Source organism: Gilvimarinus polysaccharolyticus, from assembly GCF_001187555.1.
In the GTDB taxonomy this organism is placed as follows: Bacteria; Pseudomonadota; Gammaproteobacteria; order Pseudomonadales; family Cellvibrionaceae; genus Gilvimarinus; species Gilvimarinus polysaccharolyticus.
In genome coordinates, this window is sequence record NZ_LFIJ01000002.1 from 550,923 (window position 1) to 566,777 (window position 15,855).

A 15,855-nucleotide genomic window follows, 5' to 3' on the forward strand; every position below is an offset into this window, starting at 1 on the left:
TCTAGTAGGGCTCTACTTGCTCACGGCCTTTGAATCTTTTGTACTCCCATTGGTATTGTGCTGGCGCGGTTGCGACGGCACGGGCGATGGTGCGATTCATCGCCGCCACCGACTCATAAGTATCATCACTGTAAATACTATCGTCGCAGCGACTTATCACCACTTCAAAACCACCCTTAACTCTAAGAACGTAAGTCAGTAATACTTCACATTCAGTGCGCTGTATCAGCTTATGTACCAAGGTCATGGTAAGCGCCGGTTCACCGCAAAAAGGGACCTCAATACCGCCATTTCCGGCATCGGGAACTTGATCGGGCAAGATGCCCGCTATCTGGCCAGCTCGCAGCGCCTTAGTGAGAGCCGCGACGCCGCGTCGGTTAGTCGCAGCTAATTGTGTATCGGGCCGCCGCCTAGCATGCTGAATGTATTCGTCCAGTGCCTTGTCTTTGGGGGGCTGATATAACGCAATTAAAGGCGAGTGCAACGTTAATAGTGCCGGCAAGACTTCCCAGTCACCTAAATGTGGGGTCAAGACAATAACCCCTCGGCGTTTGGCCAGCGCGGCACTGAGTAGATCACTGCCGTGTACCGTTTTAATCTTTTTCTGTAGCCAGGCATTTGAGCGGCGCCACACAACGGGAATTTCGGCGGCTAAACGACCGGATTCCAGCAAGCTCTGACGCGCCAGTTTACGACGCTCGGCAGCACTCATACCCGTATAACAAAGCGCCAAATTGGTCTTGGTAACGCGGGCCGCTCGCGAACCGGCACACCACATAAGCCAACCAACCCCAGTACCCAAGACTTGGGCCACGGCAAGCGGCAGGTTACCCAGCAGCTTTAACAGCATTAATATTATGGCGTCTTTCAAGTGCCGTAACCTCACAGCGATTAAAAATCGTGGTGAAGCTTACCGGAAACTGAGTAAAAACGAAAAGCGTTCAAGCCCATATCAACGCATAATCGGCCACTTTAACCACCTATTTACCCCTAATAGCGCACGCTTTGCCGCTGCACCATACCAATAGGCCAATACTGACGCTATAATTCGCCCCTTTGCGTGAGCAATCCATCTTTATGGCCTAATGCCCATCGAGATTATCGCCGCAACACACGAGCCACATGCACTTGCCCGGAGGCATAACACGTGTCCGAACGACCAAAAGCTGATGTTAGTACGTTTCAGGGGCTGATCCTCGCCCTACAAGAATATTGGGCCCGCCAGGGTTGCGTAGTTCTGCAACCTTTGGATATGGAGGTAGGCGCGGGGACGTTTCACCCGGCAACCTTTTTGCGCGCCATTGGTCCCGAGACCTGGAACAGCGCCTACGTTCAACCCTGCCGCCGTCCAACCGATGGCCGCTACGGTGAAAACCCCAACCGCTTGCAGCACTATTATCAATTTCAGGTAGTGCTCAAGCCATCGCCAGACAACATTCAAGAGTTGTATTTAGAATCGCTGCGTGAATTGGGCATCGACACCAGTATTCACGATGTGCGCTTTGTTGAAGACAACTGGGAATCACCCACTCTGGGCGCTTGGGGTTTAGGCTGGGAAGTCTGGCTCAACGGTATGGAAGTGACTCAGTTCACCTATTTCCAGCAGGTTGGCGGTATCGAATGCTATCCGGTCACCGGCGAGATCACCTACGGGCTTGAGCGTATCGCTATGTATCTGCAAGGCGTCGACTCAATTTTTGATCTGACTTGGACTATCAGCCCAGACGGCACCAAAGTCACCTACGGCGATGTGTTTCATCAAAATGAAGTCGAAATGTCGGCCTATAATTTTGAACACGCCGATGTTGAGTTTTTGTTTCAGACCTTTGATGTCTGCGAGCGCGAGAGCCAGCGCCTAGTCGAAGCCGGCCTCGCCCTGCCTGCCTATGAAATGGTGATGAAGGCCTCACACGCCTTTAACTTATTAGACGCTCGCCACGCGATATCAGTCACCGAGCGCCAGCGCTTTATCTTGCGGGTTCGCACGTTGGCACGCGCCGTGGCTCAAGCTTACTTTGACGCCCGTAAAAACCTAGGCTTTCCGCTCGCATCGGCCGCATTGCGCGCCGAACTGTTAGCCCAGGAGGAGAAATAACATGTCTCGCGATTTTCTATTCGAGTTGGGTACCGAAGAGCTGCCCCCTAAAGCCCTTAAAAGCTTATTAGCTGCACTTACCGCCGGTGTTAAATCAGGACTAGACAGTGCCGACCTAAGCTACGCAGCTATTAATAGCTACGCATCGCCGCGCCGTTTGGCATTAGTCGTAGAGCAGTTGGCCGAGGCCACTCCTGTATGCCAAGTCACCAATTGGGGCCCTCCGGCTCAGGTTGCCTTTGATGCCGAAGGTAAACCCACTCGTGCCGCCGAAGCATTTGCCAAAAAGAACGGCTTGAGCATCGATCAACTCACCACAGAAAACGACGGTAAAGCCGAAAAACTTGTAGCCCACCAACAAGCCGGTGGCGAACCCGCCGTTGAACTATTGAGCGGTATTGTTAACGAAGCACTTGCCAAACTGCCCATTCCTAAGCGCATGCGCTGGGGTGCCAAACGCACAGAGTTTGTCCGCCCCGCACACTGGCTAGTAATGCTTTTTGGTAACGATGTAATAGAAGCAGAAGTACTGGGCCTAACGGCTGGACGCGAAAGCCGCGGCCACCGTTTTCATCACAACCAAGCCGTTAGCATCGACGCGCCTAGCAACTACGTTGCGACACTAAAAGCCGCTTATGTACAAGTGGATATGGCGGCCCGACGCGCATTAATTATTGAACAGGTTAACCGTGAAGCTGCAGCCATTAATGGCACCGCCGTTATCAATGAAGACTTGCTAGACGAAGTGACAAGCTTGGTAGAGTGGCCGGTCGCGTTAACCGGTCGCTTTGAAGAGCGCTTTTTAGATGTACCCGCCGAAGCACTGGTGTCGTCTATGGCCGAGCACCAAAAATACTTTCACGTGGTCGATAACGACGGTCAATTAAAACCCTTCTTTATTACCGTGGCCAATATCGAATCAAAAGACCCAACTCAAGTCATCGACGGTAACGAGCGCGTGATTCGCCCGCGCCTGTCAGATGCCGCGTTCTTTTTTGAGACCGATAAAAAACGCAGCTTAGAATCTCAGCGGCAACGCTTAAGCACGATTGTGTTTCAGGCCAAACTTGGCAGCATCTTAGATAAAACCGATCGCATAGCCGCCTTAGCTGCCAGTATCGCCAGCGATATTGGCGCCGACTCGCTTAAAGCTAAGCGCGCCGGTGAGCTATCTAAAGTCGATCTAGTTTCAGAGATGGTGCTGGAGTTTGACAAAATGCAGGGCATTGCCGGCTACTATTACGCCTTAAACGACGGCGAAGATACTGAAGTGGCCAATGCACTAAAAGAACAGTACTTGCCCAAGCACGCCGGTGACGAGCTACCCAAAACCGTAACCGGAACGCTAGTGGCCCTAGCCGATCGACTCGATACCATCGTTGGTATTTTTGGTATTGGACAAAAGCCTACCGGCTCAAAAGATCCGTTTGCACTGCGCCGTGCAAGTTTGGGCGCGCTGCGCTTAATGGTCGAAAAAGATATTAACTTAGATTTGCGCGAGCTGCTTACCCGCGCGGCAAGTGGCCACGGTAGCAACATTAAAGATGCTGACAACACCGTGGATGAATCGCTGGCGTATATGCTGGATCGTTTTCGCGCTTGGTATGAAGAAGATCAAATTGCCATCGAGGTATATTTGGCCGTTGCCGCGAAGAAACTCAGTCACCCTGTGGATATCAACACTCGAGTATTTGCTGTAGATGCTTTTGCACAACTACCCGAAGCACAGGCGCTGGCCGCCGCCAATAAACGCGTGTCCAACATCTTAAGCAAGCTCGATAGCGCCCCGGCCACCGAGGTAAAACCCGAGTTGCTTAAAGAGCCTGCCGAGCAACAGCTGGCCGAGGCAATAGCCGACAAAGCGCAACGGGTACAACCGCTGTTTGCCGCGCGCCGTTACGCCGACGTGCTGGCTGAGCTTGCCACCTTACGAGCGCCAATTGATACCTTCTTTGACGATGTTATGGTGATGGCTGACGATGAGGCGCTCAAGAATAATCGTCTTGCGTTACTGGCTCAACTGCGCGGCTTATTCTTACAAGTGGCTGATATTTCTGCACTGGCACCGGCCAAAGGATAATTGTTATGAAACTGGTGATTCTCGATCGCGACGGCGTTATCAATCAAGACACCGGTGATTTTGTGCGCAATGCAGATGAGTGGCAGCCGATTCCCGGCAGTATTGCGGCAATCGCCCGTCTGCATCAGGCGGGCTTTACGGTTGTGGTAGCCACTAATCAGTCGGGCTTAGCGCGCGGCCACTTTGACCTAGATGATCTAGAAGCAATGCACGCTAAACTCACTCAATTGGTTGAGGCTGAAGGGGCCGAGCTGGGCGCTATTTTTTATTGCCCTCATGGCCCTGATGACAACTGTAAATGCCGCAAACCTTTACCGGGATTAGTGGATGCCATCGAAGCCGAATTTAATACCAGTGCTGAAGGAGTTGCCTTGGTTGGCGACAGTTTGCGTGATTTACAAACAGGGCTGGCTAAAGGCTGTCGCCTAATACTAGTAGAGACCGGCAACGGCGCCACTACCCGCGCACAACTGGATCATACCCCCGGCGCGGATGCCGAGTTTTGTTTAGCGGGTCAAACCGTTACGGTTGTCGCCGACCTAACCGCCGCCGCTGAGCTAATTATTAAGCAGGACGCCTAATGTTATTGTTCCTGCGTACGCTATTGTTTAATACTGGATACTACGGCTCGGGCATTATAGCCGGTAGCCTCAGCGTTATTATCTGGCCTATTTTACCCTACCCACAGCGCTGGCGGGTTGTCACACTATGGAACCGTTTTGTCATTTGGTGGTTAAAGGTCGCCTGTAATATTCGCACAGAGATCATCGATAAACGCCAACACAACGATCACCCAGTAGTGATTATGGCCAAACACCAAAGCACATGGGAAACCATGTTTTTACAGTATCACTTGGCACCGGTCAGTATTATTTTAAAAAAAGAACTGTTGCGAATTCCATTTTTTGGCTGGGGACTGGCATCAATGCGACCCATCGCCATTGATCGCAGCAATCCAATGCAAGCGCTTAAAGATGTAAAAACAAAGAGTATTGCGCGCTTAGAGCAAGGTATCAGCGTGTTAGTGTTTCCCGAAGGCACTCGCATCAAATTAGGTACAGAGGGTAAGTATGCCCGCAGCGGTGCCGACATTGCCTGTGCTACCGGCACCCCGATTATCCCAGTCGCTCACAACGCCGCCGAATGTTGGCCACATAAGCATTTTTTAAAATACCCCGGAGTCATTACCGTTGTTATCGGTGATGCTATTCGCACCGAAGGACGTGATCGTAAAACCCTAACAGAAGAAGTAAAGAACTGGATTGAGCAACAAATCGAACAATTGCCGCTTGCCCGTGACGACGGTATTTATGCCCCATGGCAACGAGAGAAAAATACCCCCGTTACAGCGCCGGTGCGCCCGGGGGAATAATTGCGCGACGCCGCCAGCGTGGATAATCTGTTTGCAATAAATCGCGCGCCCAGTTGCCGTACCAATCTTTATCTGCCATTAAAGTATTTATCTCAGCGGGCACCAGCAGCCGACCACTAGCGTCATTAACCAATGGTTGATTTGTGCTAATGGTGTACTGCCTAGCCCACAAGGCTTTGCGCGGCTGCGCCACCCGAGAATACGCCGGCAACCAGCCTTGTTGTTTGCCCCCCGCCCGCAATTGCACCTGCTGTAGGGTGTTACGCGAAAACCAATCCACCGCTCCTGTTACTGCCCGTACAACTTCAGCCGGTGGCCGCTGTATCTGCATAAGATACCGAGTAATAATCACGCTGACTTCAGGGTCCAGTGCAGCCACAGCCTCGGCATTGGCTGCGGTGGGCAACGATGAACTCAGCTCGTAAGCCGCCGCCCAAATACTGGCGCGACTATCGTATGCCTGCTGTAGGCGCAACAGTAACTGATCGCCTTTACGGACACTATCCGCCGCCTTGCGCCGCACATCAAATGGAACATAGCCGTAAGGCATCTCACCACTTGCAACGCGACGCAAAAACCTAAGAGCATTAATGGTGGCGCGGGTATTAATCGTTGGATCACCGCCTTCAGCAAGCTGCACCTTCTGACTCCAACCGCCATTGTACAGCTGCGCTGACATAACTAAACGCAAAGCTTTTCTGGCGCTATCGCGATAGCGTACGTCGCCGGTTTGTAGATAAACGTGAGACAAGTAAAAGATTTGCGGAAATATATTGCCGTTAGCAAAACTCGCATCGTGAGCATTTTGCTGTTGTAAAAATATTTGTTGTTGCTCGGCGGTCAGTTTACGAAACGGATTAAGGTTGGCGGGCCAACCGCCGTTATTGCGCTGCATCAACAAAAGGTTATCGGCAATCGCGAGGATTTGATTTTGGTCGTACAGATCTACCTGTTGATCTCCGTGACTGCGCTGCCAAAAATCAAGCACCCGAGTAAAACCATCGGTCGCCACGGGCCGATACACCGGAGGCTGATGGCCACAAGCACCGAGCGTAAATAACAAAACGATAACTGTTGTGCGGATACGAATCAAAGCTGCGCTCGAGGTCGGCGGAATAAGTAGAAGCTGGGCACATTGTAACCCAACATCCGCGCACCGGAATACGCTATCGACCTGCTGAACAATACTTAGCTCTTCTTGTTATTGCGCAGTTAATAGATTTTAAGGACAAAACGTGATGCTGCACGCAATAAACCACACTAAAAAGCGCCACGCTAAATACGCATGACGCCTATGCTCATTGACTCAGCTTAAAGCTACAGCCATCGATGTGGCCAACACTGCATCGGTGCGCGAGCGATTAATACCGTTGATTAATGCTTTTATTGCTGCGGCAACAATACTGCCATCACGACCGACGCCAAACACGGGGTCGCTCGAGCCAAACCGCAGTTCAATATAACTCACCGCATCACCCTTGGCTCCACCGCCGCTAATAGCGTGCTCGTGATAATCCAACACCACTATAGGCTCATCAACCAGTGGCTGTAAGGCGGCCAGCGCTGCCGCAACCGGCCCGCTCCCCTGTCCTATTAAACGCTGACGCTGTCCCGCAACACTTACCTCCAGCGCCATAGACACCTCGTCATCGCGACTGTGTTGTTCGTTATGATGGTAGCTAAGCGGCTCACCGACTTGTAGATACTCTCGCTCAAACAAGGCAAATATATCAGCGCTCGTGACTTCTTTACCTGTTTTATCGGTATGCGCCTGAACAATGCGACTAAACTCTATTTGCAGGCGTCGCGGTATATCCAAGCCAAACTCTTGCGCCAACAAAAAACTAATGCCGCCTTTACCGGACTGACTGTTAACCCGCACGACCGACTCGTAAGAGCGACCGAGATCAGCCGGATCAACAGGCAAATATGGCACCCGCCAAACATCATCAGCTTGGCGCTGAGCAAAACCTTTTTTAATCGCATCTTGGTGTGAGCCCGAAAACGCAGTAAAAACTAGCTCGCCCGCATAGGGGTGGCGCGGATGCACCGGCAATTGATTGCACTGCTCGACCAACTGCCGCACTTGGTCTATATGACCAAAATCAAGGCCTGGATGCACACCTTGGGTATACAAATTAAGCGCCAACGTCACTAAATCAACATTACCGGTGCGCTCACCGTTGCCAAACAAACAACCTTCGACCCGATCGGCACCAGCCATTACAGCTAACTCTGCAGCCGCCACTGCCGTACCGCGATCGTTATGTGGGTGCACACTTAAAACAATACTATCGCGCCGCTCGAGATTGCGATGCATCCACTCAATTTGATCCGCATAGGTGTTAGGGGTAGCCATTTCTACGGTTGCCGGCAAGTTAACAATCATTTTATGGCTGGTGCTTGGCTGCCAAATAGCCGATACCGCATCAACCACCTCTTTGGCAAAGGGCAACTCGGTACCGGAAAACACCTCGGGAGAATACTGATAAACCCACTCGGTATCGGGGTAACGCGCAACGGCCTCTTGCACCCAACGGGTGCCTTGCTCGGCAATAGCTTTAACTCCAGCTTGGTCAGTGCGATAAACAATCTCACGAAAATCCGGCGCCGTCGGATTATACATATGCACGATCGCACGCCGCGCCCCAGCCAAAGACTCTACCGTCCGATCAATCAGCTCTTGACGCGCCTGAGTTAATACCTCAATAGTGACGTCATCGGGTATATGCTTATCTGTAATTAACAGCCGCACCAAATCAAAGTCAGCCTGCGAAGCCGAGGGGAAACCCACCTCTATTTCTTTAAAGCCCATCGCTACCAACGCTTTAAAGAACTTTAACTTGGTGGCCACCGACATAGGGTCAATCAACGCCTGATTACCATCACGCAGATCTGTACTCATCCAAACAGGGGGTTTACTAATGGTTTTATTGGGCCACTGACGATCTTGTAAATCGATTGGGGCAAAGGCGTGATATTTGGTGTTTGGCTGCGTTAACATGACTGGCTCCTAGTGTACGATAGACTATTGGGGCGGCTGGTGTTGCGTATACGCGGGGGATCACCCCTTGTTACTCCACCTGGCTTGTGGCCTCTGTATCTCAACCCGCTTATGGCCGGTTGTCGATGTTGCTACCCATGCACTTAGTATAGGGAATACGCCACAGCAGATGATTGCCAAAAATAACCTTACACTTACATTTATTAGCATATTGTTGCGCTATAGTTAAAACACTAAGAATTTTAATAGGAATGTGTTTGTGAGCACGCAACTTGACCGATACGACGGGATGATTCTCGAGCGTTTACAGCGGGATGGAAGAATATCCAATCAAGAGCTGGCCGATGCAATTAGCCTTTCACCGTCACCCTGCCTACGCCGGGTGCGACAGCTAGAAGAAGACGGCATGATTGATGGTTATGTCGCGCTACTTAATGCTCGCAAGCTAGGGCTAAACCTAACCGCACTTATCCAAATCAGTATGGACCGGCATACTCCCGAGCGCTTTGAAAACTTTGAAAATGCCATTGCCGACTACCCCGAAGTGCTTGAGTGTCATCTTATTACTGGGCAATCGGCCGATTACCAAATCAAAGTTATTGTTGCGGATATGGACGCGTTTCAACATTTCTTGCTTAACAAACTAACGCGAATTGAGGGTGTTACCGGCGTACAATCGTCTTTTATACTTAAATCCCCCATCCGTACCACAGCACTGCCTATTTCACACAAAGCCTAAATCGTCGCACCCTTAACATTGAGATTGATATGATTCGCTTTATACAACTGGCCACCGTAAGTCTTTTATGTTTAGCCACCCAAGGATTTTCTGCCACGTCAACCACCGAGACAGTCAATGGTGATGCCGCCCTTGAGCGCATCAGCTACATGAGTGAGATTGACAAACAAGAGCGGGATTTTTTTGTTTATCTGCCACAGAATTACCACACACAACCCGACAAACAATGGCCTGTAATTTTATTCTTACACGGTAATGGGGAGCGTGGCGACGGTAAAGAAGACCTTGATTATGTATTAATTCATGGGCCGTTATACGAGGCATGGATTCAGAAAAAAGACCTGCCTTTTATTATTATCTCCCCCCAGTTGCCTATGTTTGGCATGGACAAGCGCGGCATCAGCTACATCGACAATCGCTCTCGCTCACAAATCCCTCAACGCCAAGCTTCAGGGGTACCGCCTCGCCCACCCTACTTTGCCACCCCACAACCTATGACGGGAGTTGCAGCCCATACCGATATGGATGCGATTCCACCCAAATTACCAGGAGGTTGGGATAAAGTAGATAATGACTTAATGACAATCATTGCCGATGTCCAAAAAAAGTTTCGTACTGACATCAGTCGACTGTACCTAACCGGCATGAGTTATGGCGGATACGGCACTTGGTGGATGGCCAGCCAGCACCCAACGCTATTTGCAGCTATTGCACCCGTGGTTGGCTGGGGCCACCCCAGTTACGTCGCACCTATTGCCAAGCATCAGATCCCTGTATGGCAATTTGCCGGCGGACGTGATTCAGCTGTGCCAATTCAATATTTTTACCCAGCGCTCAATCGCTTAGAACAGCTAGGCCACACTCACGTGCGTTTCACCACGCACGAAGATATGGGACACGATGCGTGGCGCCGAGTATATAAAAGCGATGATTTTTATCAGTGGCTACTAGAACAAAGCCGCTAATCAATTTTATTTTTTAGGCCGGGGTAGCGATACAAAAAATTTACTTCCCCGGCCAAATTCTGACTCATACCAAATTGAGCCCGACATATTCTCGACCAAAGCCTTTGTGATATACAGCCCAAGTCCAGTACCACTTTTTTCTCGACTATCGCTAGAGTCTGCCTGTGAAAACCGCTCAAATATATATTTCTTAAAATATTCCGGTATACCGCGACCATAATCTTTAATCATAAATGTAGCTTCATCCAAACTAACACTCAGACCAATCTCAACATCACCACCTGGCTTAGAATATTTTATAGCGTTTGATAAAAGGTTTACTAAGATCTGGATTAGACGGTTTTTATCGGCTCTGATCGTTATATAATCAAACGCCTTTAAGTCATCAAGCTTTACTATATTAACCTTATACCCTTGCGCAAAAACTTCCATACTCTCAATCGACTGATTGATAAGATCTACCAAATTAAACGTTTCAATATTAAAATTAACCTGATCGAACTCTAGTTTTTCAATATCAAGAATATCACCAACTAACTGCTGTAATCGCTCAGCATTGGTACTTGCGATATCAATCATTTTTTTTATTTTTTCGTCTACCGCACCAAGTGCTCCAGAGCCAACCAACCTAAGTGCTCCGTTTATGGACGTTAGCGGGGTTCTTAGCTCATGACTTATGGTGCTAATAAATTCACTTTTTAAACGCTCCGATTTTTTCCGCTCCGTTAGATCATGAAAAATTAATATCCGATAAACATCACCCTCAATTTCAATTGTGCTAACACCTATTTCAACAGCTAGATTTTCATTCGTAGCGGTTGTTAAATTTGTTTCAATAACACTATTATTTTTACCACTAAAAACTTCATCAATAGTATTTTTATTTAACCCTAGATTTGGTAAATACGGAATAATACTGGAATTATTTAAGTCTTCGGATGAACCACCTAGCAAGCACGCGGCAGCGGTATTTATTTTTGTAATGCTACCTTTGTTATTTATGGTTAATATTGCCTCGCTTGCGTGCTCTAAAATTAATGATAACTCAAGTGTTCTTTCAAACACTTGTTGTTTTATCATATTGGATCGAAGACTAAGCGACAATAAAACTCCCCCCAACAAAGCACATAACAAAAAACCAAAGGCAAGAACCGTCCAGTTAAATAAATTTTTATGCTGTAAAATAAACGTATCGGTCGGGCTTAGTGTTAAATAAAATTTTTGGCCTGCAAACTCAAAAGATTCTTTGAAAAAAACATAATCAGACAATATCGAGTCAGATGTATTATTGCCCCTGTGAATAACCTCTAAACCTTTGCTATTAACGTACTCTAGGGTCACGGAAACTGTCGGTCGAGCACCATACGCGATCAGCGCTTCCTCTACTATGCGGTTCATAAATACCACAGCGGTAGCAAAGCCTTGCAATTCGTGGGGGGAGGTTTGATCGCCTGTAAGTTCCGGCTGACAAACAGGATAAAACAATAACATCGCTTTTGAGGTTACCGTATCTTGCACCAACTTTATCGGTGCTGTCATTTGTGCTTTACGGGTTAACGCCGCACGATCCAGTACCGCTCGACGTGATGGGATTGATGCAATATTAAAATTTTTTACTCTCTCATTTCCCACCACTGGAACTATGTATTTTACGTAGATATAATCATCCCGCTCAGGCGCGGTAATAATGTTGCCATTCTCATCCTCCTCGGTAATTGTGTCGTTTCTGTTATTTTCCTCGCGATCTCCATGTTGAATATACTCATTCCAAGACAAGGCATAAATTTCGGGGTTATCCTGCATCGGTGTTGCGACAAAATTCTCGAAATCAGATTGGGTGATAATACTTGTTGTATGAAATAAACTATCGATACTTTTTAATACACCCAACTGACTTTCTAAACGTGTTTTAATATTGGCACTAAAGGGTTGTGCCTGCAGTGAAAACGATTCTCTAATTTTATCTAGCTCGGCATTATTTACTCGGATAAAAACAGCCGCCATTAAAGTAAAGACTACCACTAACGGCATCCCCAGACTTAGCCATCTTGCGCGCCATAAAACCCTTGGGCGCGCAAACAACAAGTACATTATGGGCAGCACCAGTAACACACCTATGGACTCACCCAACCACAATGTCCACCAAATATGCTTTATATCTTGTTGCGCTTCAGTACCCAAAAGCACAAAACTAACAGTTGCAATGGTCGCGCTTATACTACAACTGACTGGGCCCCCTAAAAAATAACTTACAAGAATATTCCGCTCGCTCGACAACGTGTGATGTCGCGAACAAAAGCGGGTAATAAGCCATTCACCACAAACCGCAGCAAAGGTACTTCCTAACCCGATCGTCGTCGCCATAACTAGATCTGTCGTCGACAACGCTAGGTTACTACCGTAAACAATGCTTAGATTTAAACCAAATGAACCAATAAGCACACCAGGCCAAAGGCGTCGGCCAAACAACAGTAACGCTCCTAGCGCCATCCCCGCTGGTAGAAACGCCGCCACAGCAAAACCTGGCGGCATAGCCATTAACGCCACCAGAAGACCTACTATCCAGTAAGTCAAAGCTAAAAAAACTATACGCAAAAAAGTCTGCAAGTATATTGCGCCTCAGGTTAACTCATTCTGCTCTAACAGTAGCACAAGCTCGAAGTTTGTCATTTCACAAAAATTAAAGTGCTTTATTGGAGGTAAAACCGCTCGCCAGTCTAGATAAAGGCCTACCGCAACCCTTTTATTATGGTGTCTTTAGCGGAATATTCCATTTCCGCTGTAAATCCACACAAAAAAAGCTATATTGTAGTTATAATTTAGCAGCTTTTATTACTCGTCCATGGATTAGATTAAGGCGATATGACCCTGGAAAACCTAAAGCGTAATCCTGCGGCAAAATGGGCTCTTACCATATGTGTCGCCTTACTACTTGTGGCTACCGCTGTCGAGGTGATGTTAGAGCGTTATTTTCATCAATCAGAAATATTTAACAAACAACAACAAGTCAGCCAACAACTCGACACACACCGTGCAAAGCTTGTTGGTGCTATCAATAATAATTTATCACTCATTAGTGGTTTTGCCGCTTATATTGGCGCGCACCCCAACCTATCTCAGGCCGAGTTTGAACATTACGCCGCCGCGGTATTTCGCCAAGAACCCTTATTGATAAATATTTCTGCCGCACCAAACTTAATTACTCATTATGTTTATCCACCCGACAAAAACAAAGCAATCTTAGGTCTAGATTACCGCGATTACCCGCATGAGCTGGCTGTAATTAAGACATTAACCCAGCCGGGTACACTTAACCTTGCAGGTCCTCTTATACTTTGGCAGGGTCCTGAAGCCGTTATCGGACGCGCTCCAGTCTTTACTGACAACAACACCTTTTGGGGTGTTGTATCGGCCCCCATGATGACCCAAGACCTATACCGCGCCGCTGGGTTGCTAGAGGACGAACCCAGTGTAGAAATCGCAATACGAGGCCGTGATGGTCTTGGCGAGCAAGGAGAGGTGTTTTATGGCCATGGCGAGGTGTTCACTGATCCGCACAGTGTAGTTACAACACTTAATATTGCAGGTGGCGGCTGGCAGCTAGCAGCGCGGCCTCTGCACGGCTGGGTTAGCAATAACCCTGTTTTTTGGTTACTGCGCTGCTCATTTATTATTATTGCGCTAATGCTTATTACAACGATTGCCTATCGTTACCGGCAAATACGGCGTGATTTTTATTATCGTCGCAGTCTACAAGAAAATGAAGCCTTATTGCGCGAGGCTGGCAAGCTCGCGTTGGTAGGTGGTTGGCGATTATCCCCCGAGAAAGATCGCCTTATTTTATCGCACTGGAGCGAACAAACTGCCAATACGCTTCATATGGCGTACCAGAATTCACCGCCGACACTGGCGCAAATACTCGCAACCTTTGATGCTAATCAAGCTAAAGCTCTTAAACTCGCCATTATTGCTGCTACACACGGCACACCTTTTGACTTAGAGCTGTACTATATCTCTAAAAACACAGGGAAATGTTGGACTCGTATTATTGGCAAACCTATATTAGAAGGTACGCAGCCGTTCTCTGTTCTTGGCTCGATGCAAGACATAACCGAGCGAAAACACTTTACTAATAAAATCCAGCAACAGGCAATTTACGATCAATTAACCGGCCTTCCCAATCGATTTCTTTTTCAAAAACAACTAAACAAAGCCATCACTACGGCGCAACGAAACAATACTAAATTAGCCATTTTATTTATCGATCTTGATAACTTTAAACCGGTTAATGATAATTTAGGCCACACCATCGGTGATCATTTACTTAAATGTGTCGGCGATAGAATCAAAGCATGCATCCGATCTAGCGACACAGTTGCTCGCTATAGTGGCGACGAGTTTATTGTTATTTTGCACGATATTTACGATGTGAAAGTTTCGGTATCCATTGCCGAACAAATTATTAAAGCCATAAGTCAGGTTTATACAATCGGTGAAAATCATGTTTTTTGCGGCGCTAGTGTAGGTATCTCTATATACCCCGATGACGGTGATAATGCCGAACCTTTAGTATCTAAAGCCGACCAAGCAATGTACGGTGTTAAACGCTCGGGACGTAATGGTTGGCAATTTTTTACTAGAAACATGCAAGTGGTTTCAGAAAAACGCCATGTTTTAAGCACTCAACTCGTCACCGCTATGGAAAACCAAGAGTTCTGTGTTTACTACCAACCAATCATAGATTTAAACGATAACCATATAGGAAAGTGCGAGGCCTTAGTTCGTTGGTTTCGTAATGGAAAACAAATACCTACCGATGAATTTATTACTTTGGCCGAAGAGACGGGACGAATCAATGAGATTGATCGTTTTGTATTGGCGACAGCGAGCGAGCAACTAATCACACTTTCACAAAAATTAGAATATCCGCTTAGCTTATCTATTAATGTTTCACCTCGTGTTTTTTCCAGTAAAGATGACTCTCTAGATAGATGGCTGGCGTTGATTACCCAAGCATCCAAACAGCTCGATATCACCGTCGAAATAACCGAGCGGTTGTTGATAGAAGAATCCGATCGTATTATGTGGGTTTTAACTAAACTAAAATCACTCGGCATTACCATTGCCATCGATGATTTTGGTACCGGTTATTCATCCCTGAGTTATCTCACTAAATTTCCAATCGATATTATTAAGATCGATCAGTCGTTTATTAAAAAACTCGGACAAGAGGCAACCCCCGAGGCACTAACCGAGACAATGATCGGACTATCACACAAACTAAATCTAGAGGTGGTTGCCGAAGGTATAGAAACCTTAGAGCAACTTAATTATTTGCGTAGTTGGCACTGCGATTACGGCCAAGGCTACTATTTTAATAAGCCTCTGCCGGCCGAACAGTTTGTGCAACTTATCGAGCAAGAAAAGCTCAAGGCAACTAATTTAACCCCTTTCCCCAATCTATAGCGATAAACTTAAGGTCTCGAATAACACGCTATTTACACACAAATTGTGTTATTAGTAGTGCAAAAAACCCCCAATACCTTTTCGGATATTGGGGGTTTTGGGGATTTAAGTTGTGAGGATTTTGGTCAACTACT

11 protein-coding genes are annotated in these 15,855 nt (G+C 47.6%); 7 read left to right on the forward strand and 4 right to left on the reverse strand.

The window, feature by feature from the left end; translation table 11 throughout:
• Position 1 precedes the first annotated feature (1 nt).
• Positions 2 to 871 carry a lysophospholipid acyltransferase family protein gene (locus tag GILYN3_RS10950; RefSeq protein ID WP_157484921.1) on the reverse strand — a complete coding sequence of 290 codons (870 nt, stop codon included), beginning with the start codon at positions 869 to 871 and terminating at the stop codon, positions 2 to 4.
• Between the two features lie 276 nt (positions 872 to 1,147).
• Between GILYN3_RS10950 and glyQ the strand changes: the two genes are divergently transcribed.
• The 4 genes from glyQ to GILYN3_RS10970 are packed head-to-tail and all read left to right on the forward strand — an operon-like array spanning position 1,148 to position 5,547.
• A complete protein-coding gene (gene glyQ / locus GILYN3_RS10955; protein WP_049723019.1) occupies positions 1,148 to 2,095 on the forward strand; it encodes a glycine--tRNA ligase subunit alpha in 948 nt (315 codons plus the stop codon).
• A gap of 1 nt (position 2,096) precedes the next feature.
• Positions 2,097 to 4,175 (forward strand): glycine--tRNA ligase subunit beta, encoded by a 2,079-nt coding sequence (gene glyS / locus GILYN3_RS10960; RefSeq protein ID WP_049723020.1) that lies wholly within the window; start codon positions 2,097 to 2,099, stop codon positions 4,173 to 4,175.
• A 5-nt stretch (positions 4,176 to 4,180) separates the two neighbouring features.
• A complete protein-coding gene (gene gmhB / locus GILYN3_RS10965; RefSeq protein ID WP_049723021.1) occupies positions 4,181 to 4,756 on the forward strand; it encodes a D-glycero-beta-D-manno-heptose 1,7-bisphosphate 7-phosphatase in 576 nt (191 codons plus the stop codon).
• Positions 4,756 to 5,547, forward strand: coding sequence for a lysophospholipid acyltransferase family protein (locus tag GILYN3_RS10970; protein WP_049723022.1), 792 nt, complete (start codon positions 4,756 to 4,758; stop codon positions 5,545 to 5,547). Before gmhB ends, GILYN3_RS10970 begins: the two co-directional genes overlap by 1 nt.
• On the opposite strand, the gene GILYN3_RS10975 is transcribed toward GILYN3_RS10970, so the two are convergent.
• Both GILYN3_RS10975 and leuA read right to left on the reverse strand, forming a co-directional pair.
• Positions 5,519 to 6,640, reverse strand: a complete 1,122-nt coding sequence (locus tag GILYN3_RS10975; RefSeq protein ID WP_157484922.1) for a pectate lyase — start codon at positions 6,638 to 6,640, stop codon at positions 5,519 to 5,521. The two genes, GILYN3_RS10970 and GILYN3_RS10975, sit on opposite strands and share 29 nt — an antisense overlap.
• A gap of 213 nt (positions 6,641 to 6,853) precedes the next feature.
• A complete protein-coding gene (gene leuA, locus GILYN3_RS10980; RefSeq protein ID WP_049723024.1) occupies positions 6,854 to 8,551 on the reverse strand; it encodes a 2-isopropylmalate synthase in 1,698 nt (565 codons plus the stop codon).
• Positions 8,552 to 8,810: 259 nt separating this feature from the next.
• Here leuA and GILYN3_RS10985 point away from each other — a divergent pair, with 259 nt between their 5' ends.
• Complete coding sequence (locus GILYN3_RS10985) at positions 8,811 to 9,290, forward strand: Lrp/AsnC family transcriptional regulator (protein ID WP_084005366.1); 480 nt, start codon at positions 8,811 to 8,813, stop codon at positions 9,288 to 9,290.
• A 29-nt stretch (positions 9,291 to 9,319) separates the two neighbouring features.
• Complete coding sequence (locus GILYN3_RS10990; protein WP_084005368.1) at positions 9,320 to 10,255, forward strand: carboxylesterase family protein; 936 nt, start codon at positions 9,320 to 9,322, stop codon at positions 10,253 to 10,255.
• A 6-nt stretch (positions 10,256 to 10,261) separates the two neighbouring features.
• Here GILYN3_RS10990 and GILYN3_RS10995 read toward each other — a convergent pair whose 3' ends face one another.
• On the reverse strand, positions 10,262 to 12,862 hold the full coding sequence (locus GILYN3_RS10995) for an ATP-binding protein (RefSeq protein ID WP_049723025.1): 2,601 nt from the start codon (positions 12,860 to 12,862) through the stop codon (positions 10,262 to 10,264).
• Between the two features lie 255 nt (positions 12,863 to 13,117).
• Between GILYN3_RS10995 and GILYN3_RS11000 the strand changes: the two genes are divergently transcribed.
• Positions 13,118 to 15,721: a bifunctional diguanylate cyclase/phosphodiesterase gene (locus GILYN3_RS11000; RefSeq protein ID WP_049723026.1), complete on the forward strand. Its 2,604-nt coding sequence runs from the start codon at positions 13,118 to 13,120 to the stop codon at positions 15,719 to 15,721.
• The last annotated feature ends 134 nt before the right edge of the window (positions 15,722 to 15,855 follow it).

Coding starts and splice junctions, on each gene's coding strand:
- GILYN3_RS10990 (WP_084005368.1), top strand. CDS start 9,320: ATGATTCGCTTTATACAACTGGCCACCGTAAGTCTTTTATGTTTAGCC.
- leuA (WP_049723024.1), bottom strand. CDS start 8,551: ATGTTAACGCAGCCAAACACCAAATATCACGCCTTTGCCCCAATCGAT.
- glyS (WP_049723020.1), top strand. CDS start 2,097: ATGTCTCGCGATTTTCTATTCGAGTTGGGTACCGAAGAGCTGCCCCCT.
- GILYN3_RS10970 (WP_049723022.1), top strand. CDS start 4,756: ATGTTATTGTTCCTGCGTACGCTATTGTTTAATACTGGATACTACGGC.
- gmhB (WP_049723021.1), top strand. CDS start 4,181: ATGAAACTGGTGATTCTCGATCGCGACGGCGTTATCAATCAAGACACC.
- GILYN3_RS11000 (WP_049723026.1), top strand. CDS start 13,118: ATGACCCTGGAAAACCTAAAGCGTAATCCTGCGGCAAAATGGGCTCTT.